Raw genomic sequence first — 17,243 nt, 5'->3', positions numbered from 1 at the left:
AGTGAGTAGGCAACAGTGAAAGATCAGGTTTCGGCCAGATGTCGGGCAATAATGCCAGCCAGGGTAGCCAGCCCCTGCTGCCACTTCGGTGTGTCCTCGTAGTTCGCAAAACTGAACCGTATGCAGTGCCTGTGCTGATCTTTGGCGCTGAACATATTTCCCGGCAGCAGGCTGATGCCTTTGGCTAGGGCTTCCTGATAAATACGATTGCTGTCTGCTGGCTCCGGTAAGATCAGCCAGCATAAATATCCGCCTTCAGGTTGAGTCAGGTGATAGCGTTCTTTCAGATGCGGATAACGATCCAGTGCCCAGGACAGAGCCTGGAAAAACAGTTTTTGTTTTTTGCTGTAGCTGCGACGTATTTTGCCGAGGTGATCGCGGTATTTACCGGTCGTCAGGAATTCGCCGACGGCAGAGTGCAGCAGATTGGGGCTGCCCATATTGTCGGTCATCAGGCGTTTTTCGATCACGGGCTGATATTGTCCAGCAATCACCCAGCCAATACGTAATCGGGAATCGAGGGTTTTGGAGAGGGAATTACAGTAAATCACCCGGTTTTCGGTATCCAGCGTTTTGAGCGGCAGCGGCCGCTGGTGGTAAGCCAGCCCGCCAAATACATCATCTTCAATAATGGGGATGCCGCCAGTCAGTGAGAGGAATTCCCGTCGCTCCTGTATTGACATTACATGGCCGGTTGGGTTGTTGAAGCTGGGGTTGATCAGGATAGCTTTGACTGGCCAGTTTTGAAGGGCGGCTTCCAGCGCACCGAAATGCCAGCCGTACTGAGCATCAAACGGAATTTCGATAGCCTGCAGGCCGAGAGATTCAAGCAACAACAGGTTGCCAAAGTAACTGGCTGATTCAAGCAGCACAATATCGCCTGGCCGGGTGATCGCTTGCAAACTCAGGCTGATGGCTTGCTGGGCTCCATGTGTGATCAACAGTTCACTGGCTGAGGTCGTGATGCCCAGCTCGCGGTTGATTCCCACCAGTTGTTTCAGCAGGTTTTCATCACCGGGGGGTAACTGGTAATGGCTGGGAATATGGCTTTGATAACGACTGTGGCGACCGATCTCAGCATACAGAGAACGAATAGCGGGAAAATTCGTGTCCGGGTGCGCTGAGCCCATCGGCAGCACCTCTCTCGATGCCGGTAACCGCATGATGGTTTTGCTGAGGGTCATCAGATCCACAAACTCCGGTTCAGGCACCGGGACTGTCGGGACACTATGTAATCCGGCAGCGACCCGATAACCCGAGCGGGGACAAGCCGTTATTTTGCCGTCGGCTTCCAACTGCTGGTAGGCACGGATGACGGTGTTCTTGCTCAGGTTTAGTTCGTGACTTAGCTGACGAATGGACGGCAGTTTGTCACCCGGAAGATAACTGTGTTTATCAATCTGGTCATTGAGCCAGTTGAGTACCTGTTGATATTTGGTGATGCCCGGTGATGGTGTTGCTTTCATCCTTCTGTACCCTAAAAATCACTGTTATCTGTGCCTGTTAACATTTCTGTACCCCTATAAAGTAAAGACTCTGTGAAAAAATGCAAAGTGAGAGAGTCATGCTGGCACGCTTTATTCCGTTTATTTTTGTTGTTCTTTGGAGCTCCGGTTTCATTGGTGCCCGGCTAGGGTTGCCTTATGCCGAGCCGATGACTTTCCTTTTATTACGCATGTTAGCGAATATCGGTGTGTTTCTGTTGCTGGTTGTGATCTTGCGTGCCCGTCTGCCGACAGGTAAAGCGCTGGGGCACTGCCTGGTCGCCGGGTTACTGATCCATGGCTTCTACTTGGGGGGAACCTATATTGGCATTAGCCTTGGCATGTCTGCCGGGCTGTGTTCACTGCTGGTCGGGTTGCAGCCGATTGTCACGGCACTGGTGATGTTTGCCGCTGCAGGTGAACGTATGAGACCCACACAGTGGGCTGGATTAGTGCTTGGCTTTGTCGGGATCGCCCTGGTACTTCAGGGGAACATGTCCTGGCATCAGGATGGTAACCGAACGGCAGCGTATGCGTTTACGATTCTGGCGTTGCTGGGGATTACCTTCGGCACCTTGTATCAGAAACGGTTTTGCCAGAATGTCGATATGATTGGCGGAGCGGTTTGGCAATATGCGGCGGCTGCCACTCTGTTTTTGCCGGTAGCACTGATGACGGAAACCATGGCTGTGAACTGGACGCCAACGTTTATCTTTGCGCTGAGCTGGCTGGTACTGGTGCTCTCGGTGGTATCAATTCTGCTGCTGCTGTACATGATTAAGCACGGTGAATCGTCAAAGGTTGCCTCAACTTTTTATCTGGCACCGCCAATGACGGCGTTTCAGGCCTGGCTGGTATTTGGTGAAACATTTGATAAATATGGTGCGATGGGGTTTGCCCTGGCGGCGGTAGCGGTATACCTGGTGATTCGTCGGCCAAACATCCGACCGGCTCAGGCTACCCAGTACGGCGTCTCTTCCCGCTAACTGTCGCCAAGAGTACAGCGAACCTTGAAACTAAAAAGCCCACTTCAGTATTCGTTTTCGATACAGAAACGGGCTTTTCCATTACTGGCCTGCTACCAGCACGATCAGAACGGATACCAGAATAACTGGGCGGACTGGTGTCTCAGCCAGAAACCGCCAGCGAGAACCAGCGCAATGGTTGTCAGCACCATATAATCCACAGACTGCATTGGTTTCAGGCTGTACCATGTCCGTTTGTTGTGGCGGCCAAAACCACGCAGCGTCATGGCGTTGGAAATCACATCGGCCCGGTCCAGACTGGAGAAAATCAACGGGCCGAGTATTTTGGCCACATTTTTCAGGCGAGTGAAAACAGGGGCATTTTTCGAGATATCAACGCCACGAGCCTGTTGGGCATGCATGATATTGATAAAGTCTTTGGTCACTTCCGGGAGATACCGCAGGGTCAGGCTGACGGCATAGGCGATCCGGTATGGTACGCCCAGCCGGTTCAGACTGGCCGAAAACTCAGTCGGGTGCGTGGTGAAAACAAATACCAGCGCGATGGGGAACATGCTGAAATATTTCAGGGTGACCGTCAGCAGATAAAACAGGGTTTCCTGAGTCAGGGTATAGTGGCTGGTCAGGGCCAGCAGTACCGTCTCGCTACCCATGTATTCTGTTCCCTGCTGCGGCGCAATCAGGTACATAAACAGCGCGTTGAGCAGCAGGACGGTTACGGTGCCTGTCATCAGCGTTTTGTAGTTGGAGAACGGCACGCCCGACAGCTTCAGCAGAGCAAAACCTAAGGCGATCATGGCCGTGATGATGCGGATATCAAATGTGATCAGCACCATGGTCACCCAGGCCATGAACAGGACAAACTTGGTAATACCATTCAGTTTGTGCAGCGGTGAGCCGGTATTGATGTAACTGATACCGAATTTGATTTTATTGGTTTTCATACGTGTGCGCTTGCCTCATGGTGAATGAAGCAACGAATAAAGTGATCGATTCGTTCAATGCCAAGTTTCTGAGCCAGCGTGTACAAACTGGTCACCGTCAGGTTGGCCTGTTCCAGCAACGAAGGCTGACTGAAAATGGTGTTAACCGGTGCATCTGCCAGCAGCTTGCTGTCGGCAATCACAATCGCCCGGTCGGTGTATTCCAGCACCAGATGCATATCATGTGAGATGATCAGGATAGTCAGTCCCAGTTTCTGGTTCAGCTCGCGGATAAACGCCATCATCGCGGTATAGTGACGGTAATCCTGTCCGGCAGTAGGTTCGTCCAGAATCAGCAGTTTGGGTTCCAGTACCAGCATTGTTGCGATGGTCACCCGCTTTTTCTGACCATAGCTCAGGGCATCTACTGGCCAGTGACGGTAGCGACCCAGCCCACACAGTTCCAGGGTAGCCAATACCTTCTGCTCAACCTCAGATTCCGGCAGACCGCGGTGGCGCAGACCAGATGCGACCTCGTCAAAGATCATATGATGGGAAATCATGTGATTTGGGTTTTGCAGAACAACCCCGATATCTTGACTGCGCTCCGAAATAGAACGCTGGGTCAGGTCTTTGCCTTCAAAGTGCATTGTGCCCTGATCTGGGTCGATGACGCCCATAATCAGCCGGGTCAGGGTCGATTTCCCGGAACCGTTCTTACCCAGCACCGAGACAAATTCGCCTTGGTGAAGGGTAAAGCTGATGTCGTCCAGTGTCTGTTTCTGGCCGTCGTAGGAGTAACCCAGATGACTGACTTCCAGAAGAGGTGTGGCTTGATTGGTTTGCGATTGGGGAGTCTGTAAGGTTAGCCAGTTAAGGACGTCAGATTTAAACGCATCCAGCTGCATCGTCTGTAATGAGGCTGGCTGATCAGATGCACGGACAGTACAGCCCGCTGCTTTCAGAGCAGACAGGTACAATGGCTCTCGGATACCGTGTTCACCCAGTAGCGGACTGGCCAGCAGCTCATCTGGAGTCATGTTGGCAACAATCTGGCCACGTTCCATCATCACAATCCGGTCAACCGGGCAGTGGAGGACATCTTCCAGCCGGTGCTCAATGATCACGACAGTTTTGCCGGTGTCACGGTGCAACTGGTCAATGATCTCAATGGTCGCCTTGCCAGTTTTGGGATCCAGACTGGCCAGTGGTTCGTCAAATAGCAGGATATCTACGTCATCTACCATAACTCCGGCCAGTGATACACGTTGCTTCTGGCCGCCGCTCAGATCAAACGGCGACAGATGCAGCATGTCATCCAGCTCCAGCATCTTGGCGGTCTCTTCGACCACACGGTGCATCGCACCCGGTGCAACCATCTGGTTTTCAAGTGCAAAGGCAATATCCTCACCGATGCTCAGGCCGACAAACTGGCCGTCGGTATCCTGCAGCACCGTTCCGACCTGGCAGGTCAGTTGGTGTAAATCCATGTGCTGGGTGCTCTGAGCATTAATGGTCAGTGCGCCGGAGATATCACCTTTGATGGCAAAAGGAATTAACCCGTTCAGGCACTGGCCAAGGGTGGATTTACCGCTGCCGCTTGGTCCGACGATCACGACCTTTTCGCCTTTTTCAATCGTCAGGTTGATGTTCTTCAGGGTTGGCTGCTCTAACGCCCAATATTTAAAAGAAAAATCTGAAAACTGGATGGACATGCGTTAGTACGCCTCTTTCAGGTTGTAACTGAGTTTTTTACGTTTTGCGACTGCGGTCAGGATGAAGTGGCCGACCACCGCAATCAGTATCGTGTTGCCCGCGGCAATGATGGTCAGCTGTGCCATTACCTTGGTAAAAGGTTCGGCGTAGAGGATGGCGTCAAGCATGGCGGAACTGCCATAACCTACAACATTGCCAATAAAGGCCAGCAGTACAAACAGGCAGAAATCGAGCTTGGAGAAATGGCCTTTCTCAAGGCGTTCGCGAGTGAGTTTCGGATACAGGCCAATCAGTAAGCCGACGATGCCGGAGCCCAGCACCCAGGTAATCCAAACGCCCCAGCCGGCAAATAAGTCGGTGACCCAGTGTCCAATGAAGCCGACCAGAAAGCCAACCAGTGGGCCAAACAGGACGCCGAACAAAGCCAGTACAGCCATGGCCGGTTTGAGGGTGGTGTTGGCAAAGACAGGAATACCGAACATAGGCAAACCGCCTATGCCGTATAACGCTGCACCAATAGCAATAAGTACAACTGTCTTGGCAGATAAATTCATGACATACCTTTCTAATTCACTGGACGTTGCCCGTAGGCGAGTCTGTTGATTTGCCGGCCTTGAAAACGCTGCTTTGCAAGTGGCGGGCGCTGGCATAGCCAGACAGATGTCATATCCGGGAAGAGAGGTAAATCCATTTTTTCGCAAGAGCAGGGTGGTCGGCAGACACAAGCGGCGCATGATACATGAAGCCGCTAAATAAATGAAATCTTTACTTCCGGACGTCTATTCCTTGCCCGATTTGTTGTCATCAGCGTATACCTTGTAACCTGAAAAAACACAGTGATTTCGTTTTTACTCTTCCTATTCGGCGGGCATTGACGACGACTAAACTTAGAAGTACAGAGAGAAGAAGTACGCAGGTTGCCTTTAAAAGTATGCAATCATCGGCAATACTGTAAGTTAATCAAGGCAGCTTGAACGGTGTTGATATTGGGTTTTAGCCACACGTTAAATGGCTGTTTCTAGGATGATAAGTTATCGTTTTAGCAAGGATGTCCCAGTTAGTGCTAAAGCGCACTGTTTTCTCTGTTCTGCTCACAATAATAGCGAGAACACAGGCTGATAACGAAAGTTATGCTTTTCCGCCGATATTGCTGAGAACTATCTAAACGGCTGGAAATAATGAATTTTCCACTTTATTTTTTCACTTAGTTAGTAAATACTGCTGTTTCATATCGCTTTAATGTAAAGCGCGTGAAATTTGAACATTCCGATTCTTGTCAAGCTTTAACTTGCTTCGAAAACATGCGCTGATACACAGAATCCGCATGGGCTCAGTTAGGAAGTTGAGGTAGAATCGGTTACTATCAGTAACAGCTATCCCGCCATTCCGGCAGGGTGCAGAGCCAAATCATATTGGAGATACAGCTTGATTAATGTATTCCTTGTAGATGATCACGAACTGGTTCGCACAGGGATCCGACGTCTTCTTGAAGATGTCCGTGGTATTAAAGTGGTAGGGGAAGCCGACAGTGGTGAAGAAGCCGTAAAATGGTGCCGAAATAATCATTCGGACATTATTCTTATGGATATGAACATGCCGGGTATCGGCGGTCTGGAAGCCACGCGTAAAATTTTGCGCTTCAGCCCTGATATCAAAATCATCGTTCTGACCATCCACACTGAAAACCCGTTCCCGACGAAAGTGATGCAGGCAGGTGCCGCAGGTTATTTAACCAAAGGGGCAGGGCCTGATGAAATGGTGAATGCGATTCGCGCAGTGAATAGCGGACAACGTTATATTTCACCGGAAATAGCGCAACAAATGGCACTGAGCCAGTTTGCGCCAAGCTCAGAAAACCCATTCAAAGATCTCTCTGAACGCGAACTGCAGATCATGATGATGATTACGAAAGGGCAGAAAGTGACCGAAATTTCGGAGCAACTGAATCTGAGTCCTAAAACGGTTAACAGTTACCGCTATCGCCTGTTCAGTAAGCTGGACATTAATGGTGATGTCGAACTCACCCACCTTGCGATTCGCCACGGAATGTTAGACACAGAGACGTTGTAGTGTCAGAACAGTTTGACGCAAAAAGTTTTCTAAAAACCGTTACTCACCAGCCAGGCGTCTACCGAATGTATGACGAGGCTGGTGAGGTTATTTATGTCGGTAAGGCGAAGGATTTAAAGAAACGCCTGTCCAGCTACTTTCGCACCAATGTCAGTGGTGAAAAGACCCGGGCTTTGGTCAAAAACATTGCCAAAGTTGATGTCACGGTAACGCATACCGAAACCGAAGCGTTAATTCTGGAACACAACTACATCAAGTTGTATTTGCCCAAATACAATGTCCTGCTCCGCGACGATAAATCCTACCCTTACATCTACCTGAGTGCTAACCAGCACCCCCGTCTGACTATTCACCGCGGCGCGAAAAAGCGCAAAGGGGAATACTTTGGTCCGTATCCGGATGGCGGCGCAGTACGCGAAAGCCTGCACCTGTTGCAAAAGGTGTTCCCTATCCGTCAGTGTGAAGACTCGGTGTATGCAAACCGAAGCCGTCCCTGCCTGATGTACCAGATTGGCCGTTGTCTCGGGCCCTGTGTGAAAGGGCTGGTCAGCGACGAGGATTATCAGGAGCAGGTGAATTTTGTCCGTTTGTTCCTTAAAGGGAAAGACCGTCAGGTGATTGCATCCCTGGTCGAAAAGATGGAGCAGGCGAGCCAGCAGCTGGCGTTCGAGAAAGCCGCGATGTACCGGGATCAAATTCAGGCGCTGCGCCGGGTACAGGAGCAGCAGTTTGTCAGCCAGGACAGTGATGACGATCTGGATGTCGTAGGCATTGCGCACGAAAATGGCATGGCCTGTATTCATGCGCTGTATATCCGTCAGGGCAAGATTCTGGGCAGCCGCAGTTATTTCCCGAAAATGCCGGCAGAAGCTGACATTACCGAGGTGCTGTCCAGCTTTGTCTGTCAGTTTTATCTGAATCAGGCAGAAGGCAGGGTCATCCCATCTGAAATTTTGCTGGGTGAGTCGTTAGGCGATGAGCAATCGGTGATTGCGGAAACGCTGTCGGATCTGGCCGGGCGAAAAATCACGATTAAGACCCATACGCGCGGGCATAAAGCCAAATTTCAGAAACTGGCTCAGACCAATGCCCGTACGGCGCTGATCAGCAAGCTGAACCACAAGCTGACCATTCACCAGCGTTTTGTGGCGCTGCGTGAAGCATTGGGGCTGAATACGCTTGAGCGTATGGAGTGTTTCGATATCAGCCACACCATGGGTGAAAAAACCGTTGCGTCCTGCGTGGTCTTCAACAAAGAAGGGCCGCTGAAACAGGAATATCGCCGTTACAATATTTCCGGTATCACCGGTGGCGACGATTACGCCGCGATGGCTCAGGCACTGGAACGTCGTTATGGTTCGCAGATCGATCCTGACAGAATTCCCGATATTATTTTTATCGATGGGGGTAGAGGTCAGCTCTCAAGAGCGTATGATGTAGTAGCACCTTTGATGGCCGAATGGCCGACCCGTCCGATTCTGGTGGGCGTGGCGAAAGGCACGACCCGAAAACCCGGCCTGGAAACCCTGTTGCTCACAACAGGCGAAGAATTTACCATGCCTTCAGACTCTCCGGCGTTGCACCTTATTCAGCACATCAGGGATGAAAGCCACAATCATGCGATCAGTGGTCACCGTGCACAGCGGGCGAAGGTAAGAAAACGCAGTGTGCTGGAGGATGTGGAAGGCATAGGTCCGAAGCGTCGTCAGGCGTTGCTCAAATACATGGGTGGTTTACAGGAACTCAAAAAAGCAAGCAGAGAGGAAATCGCCAAGGTTCCAGGGATTAGCAGGGCACTGGCAGAAAAAATCTATGACGCACTGCAACACTAGCGGTGTGGCGATACAAAAATTCACAATAAGAACTAATTGATTATGCGTTTAACGATTCCAAATATTTTAAGCTTCATACGGCTATCGCTTATCCCTTTTTTCGTGATTGCTTTTTACCTGCCGTATCAGTGGGCTCCTTTTGCAACCGCGTTGATTTTCTTTGTCGCCGGTGTGACAGACTGGTTTGATGGCTACCTCGCCCGTAAACTGAATCAGACTACCCGCTTTGGCGCCTTTATTGATCCGGTGGCGGATAAGGTGATGGTTGCAACCGCGATGGTGTTGGTGGTCGAACACTATCATTCTATTTGGGTGACCATCCCGGCGATCACTATGATTGGTCGTGAAATCATTATTTCGGCTTTGCGTGAATGGATGGCCGAGTTGGGTAAACGCTCCAGCGTGGCTGTTTCCTGGGTCGGTAAGGTGAAAACCGCCTCTCAGATGCTGGCCCTGTTGCTGCTGCTGTGGCATCCGGTCGAGTGGATAGTCTGGGTAGGGTATGTCGCTTTATATGTCGCAATGATTTTGACTTACTGGTCGATGTACATTTATCTGCGTGCTGCTAAAGACGACCTGTTTAATGCCGAGCATATGTAACCCTGGCTGGCACACATTTTGGGTGCATCAATCTTGAAGACATTAATGTTGAAAGTATCGTTGAAAGCGCCAATGTTAAAAGTACCAATGTTGAAAGCATCAATCTTGAAAGCAGCAACCGGATGCTGAACGCCTGAATGACAAAAGCCGCCTGACTGGCGGCTTTGTGCTTTCTGGTGGTTACTCGATGGTAATGCGCTTGTGGGCAATACCGGCGTGGCAGTCGATACAGGTTTCCCCCCTTTGTTCAATCATTTCATGGTTCAGCCGGGCGCGCTGCGGCTGTTTGGACAGATCAAAGTTCTCACCGGAATGACAATGGCGGCAGGTGCCTGAATCACTGGCTTTCATATCCTCCCAGACTATCCGGGCCAGCCTTGGCCTGTGCTCCTCAAAGTTCTCTTTGGTGATCGTGCCTTTCATCATGTGGTAGATATCTGCCGTCGCCGCGATTTTCACTTTCATCTTATCGATAAACTCGTGGGGTACATGACAGTCTGCACAAGTGGCCAGAACTTTATCGTCACTGACATAATGGGGCGATGCCTTGTACTCTTGCACGATGGTGTCCATTTTCAGGTGGCAGCTGAAACAGAATGCGTTCATGTTTGAAGCCACCATGACACCCTGGAAACCGACCAGCCCGATGACGACAAGGACGATGCCAATCGGGATACCAAGCAGCAGTGGCTTTTTCAGCCAGCGCCAAAACTTTTTTGTCCGGGAACGTGGTTCTCCCATAATGCCTCCTTAGGGTATTGCCGAGCATGAGGTTGTCATGCCCGGCATCCCGGACTATTTGCTGTCGTTGAGGTAGCGGTCTTTAAAGGCATCCTGTGCTTCTTTTCGTGCCTTTTTGACATTTTCCGGTTCATTACCCGTGAACCAGGCATGCTCAGGTCGGTTGAGGATTTCATCCAGTACTGCGCGAGCCCGGGTGGCGCTGTCGGTTTTTCCGTCGTGCTCCGCTTTTTCGAGGATCTCCATAAACTGCGGAACCATTTCGATATAAAACCGTTCAGCCACTTCATACATGCCGTGCCACTGGACATAATCCGGTGCCTGCATAGCCGCACCATGGCGCGCTCTGCGGCCTTCGTGATGCCAGAGATAGAACCAGGTCCATTCAATTTCTTCGTCGAACTCGGTGTCAGTCAGCAGTTTTTCTTTTTGCAGGACTTCCATCATGGCTTTGCCGGGGCGGGCAAACTTGTCGTTGTAGAGTTCAACCAGTGAGTCAAACTGCTGGTAGAAATTGTCGATCATGGATTTGGTATGGCATGACTGACACACATTTTTCATGTCTGTCCGTCTGTCCTGCCAGGACTTGGTTTCTTTACCGGATGCCTTGTCTTTGGCGTCAATTTTCTCCGAAATGGCCGGGCGCAAGGTCCAGGAGATCCGGTTACCCACATCATGGGTGACAGGCAGTTCGCGGGTTGCTGACATATGGCAGGTTGCACAGGTTGGCGCGGCATCATAGTCTTCACCGACTACCCATTTGGCCGAATCCATATTCATTTTATCGACGTGGGCAAAGAAGTTGATACCGTGCTTGGACTCTTCATAAACCTCTTTCTGCGGATGGTCTGGGCCTAAGTGGCACTTGCCGCAGGCTTCAGGGCGGCGAGCCTGCACCATGGAAAACTCATGGCGCTGGTGGCAGGCGGTACAAGCACCCACCGAGCCGTCCGGATTGATCCGTCCGATCCCGGTATTGGGCCAGGTGGTTGGGTCAAGGTCGCCATTTTCCAGCACTTTGACTTCAGAGCCGTGACACTGCCAGCAACCGTTTACCGCCGCAGAGGATTTACCGTGGAAGGTGAGGGCGCCTTCCACCACTTCGGCTAAAAAGTTGTCTAAAGAACCAAGAATTTGACCGGCTTTGGCATGGTGACTCGCGGAAAATTCGGCCACTTCCTGACTGTGGCACGCACTGCAGTCTTTCGGTGACACAATGACAGCAATATTGAAGCCTTCATGTTTTATTGCATCCGGATCATCCGGTGATGCCTGATGACATTCATAGCAGCCCACATTGGCGCCGTAGTGTTTTGAGCGACCCCATTGTGCGTAGATAGACGGGTTTTTCTCCTTGTGGCAGGCAGCACACTCCTTACTTTCCTGACTGAGTTGCTTGAAGGGTTTCATGACCAATGCTTTGGGTTCAGCAAAGGATGTCGCGGGTAAAAAAAGAAGTATTGCGGTAAGAAGGACGAATAAATGCTGCGACCATCTGGCTGGAGTCAGCAGTTTTATTTTCATAGTAACCTCGCTCACGTGCTTGCAGTGTATCCCTGCGTTGTTATGCGTTATGTTTACTGCTTCGCTTATCCACATAAAGTGTATGTCTAATTAATCTTATTGGTGAAAAAACATTCACCGACAGGCTGTGATATGGATGCAATAAGAGTGCGATATGCTGCAGGCGGTGTTTACTTGCTGTTCAGAGGGTTACAAGCAGCGATTACTCACTGCGTTCTGATGTTTCAATTCTGTGTCAGGTATGTTCGATTCTTGCTGGTGCAGCCTGTCTACTTTTCTTAACAGATCACAAATTTGATCTTGCCTTCATAAATTTGCTTTCAATGCGTTGTTGATAATAGAACTAATTGGTATTTTCGTTGGGAAGGTTCCCAGAGAGATAATACCTATGAAAAAGAGATGGATTGCGGCGCTGGTTTTCACTGCACTGAATGGGACGTCAGTGCTTGCCAATGAGGTCGTGGAAAGTGTACTGATTGATGATGTGACACTCGATGGCTATCAGAAAAAAAGTTATGAAGTCATTCTTGAGAGTGAAGCGCAATTGTCACCGAGCGAATTTCGTGGCAGCCGAGTGCAGATGAAGCTGCTGGTGGAGCTGTTCCACAATAGCCACAACGGCAAGAAAGCCGCGCGGGTTGTGACGCTGGGCAACGGTTATGTGCCGGGTGGCTCAGGCGTAAAACAAATCTATGATGCGCCGCTGCTTGCCCGTTTCACTCAGAATTATCCGGTTCAGTTCGATTACAGCATTTATCAGGCTGGCGGTACCCCCATCTTCAGTGAAGACTATTCGCCGCAGAACGAAGCCAGCGACGTGTCGGTTTCAACTACCACCGTTGCGCCGTCTATTGGCTTGTCTGTGAGCGGCAAACCGGGTGAAATGCCTGGTTTTTCGGCATCGCTGAACACTCAGTTGGGTGTGGCCTATACTTCTCGGTATTCCAGTAAAGACTATGTTACCGCAGTAAAACCACAGGTCGGGAATTATCGCGGAACAGGCGTGAAATGGACGACATCACTGAATCAGTTGTATACCAATGACTATCAGTACTACGGCAAATGGGCAGGTGTTTACCATTACACCGACTGCTACAACGAGAACCTGCTGCCGGAAGAGAATTTCCCACGCCTGATTTACGGCTTTAAACCGAAGTTCCAGTATGTGTTTACCCCCGACGCGGATACCAACGAGGTAACGACAACCGAAATGATCGTGCGTGCCGGGATGAAGCAGGTTCAGGAGGGATTCTCCCGCAGTGCGTGTACTTGGTCTGATTACGGTACTAAAAACCATTACAACGAAGCGGAAGTCCGCTTCAGTATCGACTGGGATAAACTGGTTGTGAGCAAGCAATAAACGACCAAGAAACAGCAGAAAATTTCTGATTTTTTCATAAACGATATCAATGCCGGACAAAAGTCCGGCATTTTTTTATCTTTAATCACGCTAATGCATAGATACATTTGACCATGATTAAAGTAAGGAGATAATAGGGTTATCTTCACGTCGATATATCATCAATGAAAAAATTTCCTTCTAAAGCACATAAAAATCCACCTAATGATTGACAGACCTTCGCTATTGATGATTGAATCGAGGCATCCCATCAGTGTATGGGAGCAGAAGAGGTGCGTTAACCAGGTAGTCTGTCTGAGGTATCCAAATACCCGGGAAGGCAGGTGAGGGGGCTTAACGCCGAGATGAGTTTGCGTTTGGATGCAATACTTGTCGGTCACTGGGGCTGAATCCTCAGGGCTGTCACCTTTGGTGGAGAGCTTCTGGTATTTGTGCTTTTTTGCCTTCAAATGGCTGTCTGTCATTGGCTTTTTCGCAAAACCAAGCTCTCTAATACTGATAATGGAAAATTCGGATTAGAGATGCCAAATCAAACTTCTTCCACCGCGACAGCGGTTCAACAACAACTACAACAAACAACTCTGTGGACGGCATTGATTACGCCTTTTCATGCCGACGAATCCATCGACTTTGCAACCCTGACTCGACTGTGTAAAGAACAGGAAGCCGCCGGAAATGGTGTGCTGGTGCTCGGGAGTACCGGTGAAGCACTGGCGATGACCCAGGAAGAGCAACAGGCCGTGGTTCAGCATGTCTGTGCGCTGGATCTGACAGTCCCGCTGATGGTCGGGGTGGGTGGTTTCCAGCTGCAGCAGCAACTGCAATGGCTGAGTTTCCTTAAAGATTACCCGATTGACGCCTTGCTGGTGCCGGTACCGCTGTATGCCAAGCCGGGCCCGGTTAGTCAGCTTAAGTGGTTCCTCAGTGTGCTGGATGCCAGCCAGTGGCCGTGCATGATCTATAACGTGCCTTCGCGAACAGGCGTGTCACTGAATGCTGATACCCTGACATCACTGGCCGTCCACCCGAATGCCTGGTCAGTCAAAGAAGCCAGCGGCAGTGTGGAAGCCTTTACCCGTTATTATGATGCAGCGCCATCACTGCAGTTTTTCTGTGGGGATGACGGATTGCTGGTGGATTTCGTGGCTGTTGGCGCGTGTGGGCTGGTCTCCGTGGCTGCCAATGCCTGGCCGGAAGCAACCGCACGCTATGTCCAGCGCAGCCTGACAGAGACAGCTCCGGATTTTAAAGCGTTATGGCAACAAGCAGGTGACAGCCTGTTCTGTGCGGCAAACCCGATTCCGGTGAAAGCGCTGATGCAGCATCAGGGCCGAATTCCTCATGCCGGATTGCGTCCACCGCTATATCTGGAAGAGCTGAATGAACTGACCACGGTGCTGCAAGCCAACGATGCTGTGCATCAGTGGCTGCAAGCCAGCGCTAAACCAGCAGTATCGGCTGACGATCCGCTCCTGGTTGCCTGATTACTGGTTTCTTACTTATCTCGGGCAGTACAGTGATGTATCAGCACCGATTTACGCCGGTACCAATGTACGCGCCGGCGCCATTTACGAATCTCGCACCTAAAAACAGAGCCCAATACGGCAGCGTTCTACGGCAATTTTATACGCTAACAACTTTATACGCTAACAACATCAGCAACGCGATAACTTCATTGTGCAGGCTTGTTGAGACAGGCCTGCGCCTGATCACGGAGAGCCGAAGCGAAATCTTCGGAATGGCAAATGATTGCAACAGAAAAAATGAAAGTGGGTGAGCAGCCAACGGGTAATCCAATGGAAATTTCCGTTATCCGTATTCAGGGTAGCGGCAATGGCCCTCGGGTGTATATTCAGGCGAATGTGCACGGTGCCGAAGTTCAGGGTAACGCGGTGATTTATCAGCTGCTTGAGTTCTTTCGGCAACACCCGCCAGAAGGGGATGTGGTGCTGGTGCCGCTTGCTAATCCGATGGGCATTAATCAGAAAAGTGGTGAGTTCACCCTTGGCCGTTTTGACCCTGTAACGGGGGTAAACTGGAATCGTCAGTATCATTTTGATGCCAGTCTGATTGCTCCGTTCTGTGAGGAATACCGCCATGCTGAGGAAACCGTGATTCGTGAGGCGTTTCGCGGTCAGTTGAGACAGCATTTGCATGAGCGGCTGAATTCCCCATGGGGACTGACCTGCGGCCAGCATCTTGCCATCAATTTACAACTGATGGCGGTTGAGGCTGATATTGTGCTGGATCTGCATACCGGGCCGATTTCCGCGCGTCATTTGTATGTGCCGGAATATGCCAGAGAGCGTGCGCGTTATTTCAATATCCCGCTGAATATTCTGATTCCGAGTGATTTCAGTGGTGCGATGGATGAAGCGAGTTTCAGCCCCTGGTGGCAACTGAGCGAGGCGTTTGCCAAGTTTGGACGTCCGTTACCTGTGATGGTGGATGCTTTCACGATTGAACTGGGCTCGCAGGAGAAGCTGAACGTGCAGGCCGCACGAGAAGATGCGCTTGGCATTTGTCAGTATCTGCAGCATCAGGGCTTGTGGTCAGCAACGCAGGTTGTTGAGTGTGAGCCAGTGACACAGCATGCGTGTTATCTGAAAGATTACAAAGCGTTTTTCAGCCCGGCTGGCGGGCAAGTTGAATACCATGCCGCGGTGAATCAACCGCTGGCGGCTGGTGAGCCGTTGGTTACTTTGTGGCATTTTAACGCGCTGGCAAGTGAGGCTTGTGAACGCCGGGATCTGGCTTTGCATTGCGATGCGATCCCGGTTCTCCATTTTGCATCGGCCAGTGTTAATCAGGGGACTGAGCTTTATAAAGTGATGACCAATACTTTTCCGCTGTAAGATGAGCCAGTAAGCCAAGTAAGCCAAGTAAGCCAAGTAAGCCAAGTAAGCCAAGTAAGCCAAGTAAGCCAGAAATCACTTTCTGGCTTTTCTTTTATGCCAAATGCCGGAACAGGGCCGCAGCCAGAACACCTGCAGCAATTGCCGGTAAAGGCTTTTTCCAAATCATCATCACAATGGCTGTCGCCAGTAATGCCAACCGTGCACCGTTATCCCCTTCCACTGCCAGCGGGGCGAGCAGGGCAACCAGTACGGAACCAGACATCGCACTGATAAACTGTTGGACTCGATGGCTGATTGGAATAAAAGACATTACAAAAACTCCACCCCAGCGGGTGATGAGGGTTACCAGCGCCATCACAAGAATAATTAGCAGGGTACCGTTGAAACTGGTCTCAATGGTCATGTTTTTTCTCCGTCCAGAATGCGCCCAGCAAACCACCCGACAGTGCGCCCGCTACGACATGGCTGTTTTCAGGTAAGTACCAGTAAGCCAGTAATGATGAACCCGCCGCAACGGCCCAGATCACCAGAATACGAATGTTTTTCGGTCCGATAGCTACCATCGAAAGCAGGAAGCAGCCCATCACCATGTCCAGCCCCAGCGAAACCGGGTCGTGAATAGCGTTACCAAAGGTCAGTCCCAGCCAGGTGCCGACAATCCAGAACGACCAGAGCGCCAGACCACCGCCCAGCAGCAAGCCTATCCCGCGTTCGCCACGACTGAGTGCATTGAGTGACAATGCCCAGTTTGCATCTGATGCCAGGAGCATGACGCCATACCGTTTTGCAGGAGGCAGGTGACGCAACCAGGGATACAGCGTTGCTCCCATCAACAGGTGACGGGCATTGATAGCAAACACCGTGACCATCAGTGGAATAACAGGCACTTCTGTGCCCCACAAGTCCAGGGCGGCAAACTGAGATGCGCCAGCGAACACCAGTGTACTCATCAGGAGTGACGAGGTGTTATCCAGGCCGGTTTGTGAGGCCGCCAGGCCAAAAGCCGCGCCAAATACGACGACAAAAAAGGACAGTGGTACCAGTTGGGTAAAGCCGTTCCAGACTTCTTTTTTCGAGAACTCGTGCAGGTTTGTACCTGACGTCAGGTTGGGTTGAATGTCGGTTTGCATGGTGATCAGATAGCCAGTG

Annotated in this window: 15 protein-coding genes and 1 riboswitch; of the genes, 7 read left to right on the top strand and 8 right to left on the bottom strand. The window is 50.8% G+C overall.

Annotation, left to right across the window (positions count from 1 at the left end):
* Positions 1-23 precede the first annotated feature (23 nt).
* Positions 24-1,466, bottom strand: a complete 1,443-nt coding sequence (locus tag C9I92_RS02085) for an aminotransferase-like domain-containing protein (RefSeq protein WP_047884190.1) — start codon at positions 1,464-1,466, stop codon at positions 24-26.
* A 98-nt stretch (positions 1,467-1,564) separates the two neighbouring features.
* Here C9I92_RS02085 and C9I92_RS02080 point away from each other — a divergent pair, with 98 nt between their 5' ends.
* Positions 1,565-2,470 (top strand): DMT family transporter, encoded by a 906-nt coding sequence (locus tag C9I92_RS02080; protein ID WP_047884191.1) that lies wholly within the window; start codon positions 1,565-1,567, stop codon positions 2,468-2,470.
* Between the two features lie 104 nt (positions 2,471-2,574).
* On the opposite strand, the gene C9I92_RS02075 is transcribed toward C9I92_RS02080, so the two are convergent.
* From C9I92_RS02075 to C9I92_RS02065, 3 genes are read right to left on the bottom strand one after another with little or no spacing between them, the layout of a single operon-like run.
* Positions 2,575-3,414 (bottom strand): energy-coupling factor transporter transmembrane component T family protein, encoded by an 840-nt coding sequence (locus tag C9I92_RS02075; RefSeq protein WP_047884192.1) that lies wholly within the window; start codon positions 3,412-3,414, stop codon positions 2,575-2,577.
* A complete protein-coding gene (locus tag C9I92_RS02070) occupies positions 3,411-5,108 on the bottom strand; it encodes an ABC transporter ATP-binding protein (protein WP_047884193.1) in 1,698 nt (565 codons plus the stop codon). The genes C9I92_RS02075 and C9I92_RS02070 overlap by 4 nt, the downstream gene beginning before the upstream one ends.
* A 3-nt stretch (positions 5,109-5,111) precedes the next feature.
* Positions 5,112-5,663: an ECF-type riboflavin transporter substrate-binding protein gene (locus C9I92_RS02065; protein ID WP_047884194.1), complete on the bottom strand. Its 552-nt coding sequence runs from the start codon at positions 5,661-5,663 to the stop codon at positions 5,112-5,114.
* 871 nt (positions 5,664-6,534) lie between these two features.
* Here C9I92_RS02065 and uvrY point away from each other — a divergent pair.
* From uvrY to pgsA, 3 genes are read left to right on the top strand one after another with little or no spacing between them, the layout of a single operon-like run.
* On the top strand, positions 6,535-7,179 hold the full coding sequence (uvrY, locus tag C9I92_RS02060; RefSeq protein ID WP_047884195.1) for a UvrY/SirA/GacA family response regulator transcription factor: 645 nt from the start codon (positions 6,535-6,537) through the stop codon (positions 7,177-7,179).
* Entirely contained in the window at positions 7,179-9,011 is a 1,833-nt protein-coding gene (gene uvrC, locus C9I92_RS02055; RefSeq protein WP_084712483.1) for an excinuclease ABC subunit UvrC, read from the top strand. The genes uvrY and uvrC overlap by 1 nt, the downstream gene beginning before the upstream one ends.
* Positions 9,012-9,053: 42 nt before the next feature.
* Positions 9,054-9,611, top strand: coding sequence for a CDP-diacylglycerol--glycerol-3-phosphate 3-phosphatidyltransferase (gene pgsA / locus C9I92_RS02050; RefSeq protein ID WP_047884196.1), 558 nt, complete (start codon positions 9,054-9,056; stop codon positions 9,609-9,611).
* Positions 9,612-9,791: 180 nt separating this feature from the next.
* On the opposite strand, the gene C9I92_RS02045 is transcribed toward pgsA, so the two are convergent.
* Both C9I92_RS02045 and C9I92_RS02040 read right to left on the bottom strand, forming a co-directional pair.
* Positions 9,792-10,352, bottom strand: a complete 561-nt coding sequence (locus C9I92_RS02045) for a NapC/NirT family cytochrome c (RefSeq protein WP_047884197.1) — start codon at positions 10,350-10,352, stop codon at positions 9,792-9,794.
* A 54-nt stretch (positions 10,353-10,406) separates the two neighbouring features.
* Entirely contained in the window at positions 10,407-11,762 is a 1,356-nt protein-coding gene (locus C9I92_RS02040; protein ID WP_107193798.1) for a multiheme c-type cytochrome, read from the bottom strand.
* 502 nt (positions 11,763-12,264) lie between these two features.
* Here C9I92_RS02040 and C9I92_RS02035 point away from each other — a divergent pair.
* The 3 genes from C9I92_RS02035 to C9I92_RS02025 all read left to right on the top strand — a co-directional run bounded on the left by C9I92_RS02035 (position 12,265) and on the right by C9I92_RS02025 (position 16,091).
* Positions 12,265-13,236: a leukocidin family pore-forming toxin gene (locus tag C9I92_RS02035; RefSeq protein ID WP_047884199.1), complete on the top strand. Its 972-nt coding sequence runs from the start codon at positions 12,265-12,267 to the stop codon at positions 13,234-13,236.
* A gap of 259 nt (positions 13,237-13,495) precedes the next feature.
* Positions 13,496-13,666: riboswitch (Lysine riboswitch) on the top strand.
* 91 nt (positions 13,667-13,757) lie between these two features.
* Positions 13,758-14,720, top strand: a complete 963-nt coding sequence (gene dapA / locus C9I92_RS02030) for a 4-hydroxy-tetrahydrodipicolinate synthase (protein ID WP_084712484.1) — start codon at positions 13,758-13,760, stop codon at positions 14,718-14,720.
* A 261-nt stretch (positions 14,721-14,981) separates the two neighbouring features.
* The gene (locus tag C9I92_RS02025; RefSeq protein ID WP_047884200.1) at positions 14,982-16,091 is read left to right on the top strand and encodes a succinylglutamate desuccinylase/aspartoacylase family protein; all 1,110 of its coding nucleotides are present in this window, start codon (positions 14,982-14,984) and stop codon (positions 16,089-16,091) included.
* A gap of 94 nt (positions 16,092-16,185) precedes the next feature.
* On the opposite strand, the gene C9I92_RS02020 is transcribed toward C9I92_RS02025, so the two are convergent.
* A complete protein-coding gene (locus tag C9I92_RS02020) occupies positions 16,186-16,497 on the bottom strand; it encodes an AzlD family protein (protein ID WP_047884201.1) in 312 nt (103 codons plus the stop codon).
* Positions 16,487-17,224: an AzlC family ABC transporter permease gene (locus tag C9I92_RS02015; protein ID WP_047884202.1), complete on the bottom strand. Its 738-nt coding sequence runs from the start codon at positions 17,222-17,224 to the stop codon at positions 16,487-16,489. Before C9I92_RS02015 ends, C9I92_RS02020 begins: the two co-directional genes overlap by 11 nt.
* Between the last annotated feature and the right edge of the window lie 19 nt (positions 17,225-17,243).

The organism is Photobacterium ganghwense (assembly GCF_003025595.1).
Classification (GTDB): Bacteria; Pseudomonadota; Gammaproteobacteria; order Enterobacterales; family Vibrionaceae; genus Photobacterium; species Photobacterium ganghwense.
This window is presented reverse-complemented; position numbering and strand designations above follow the sequence as displayed.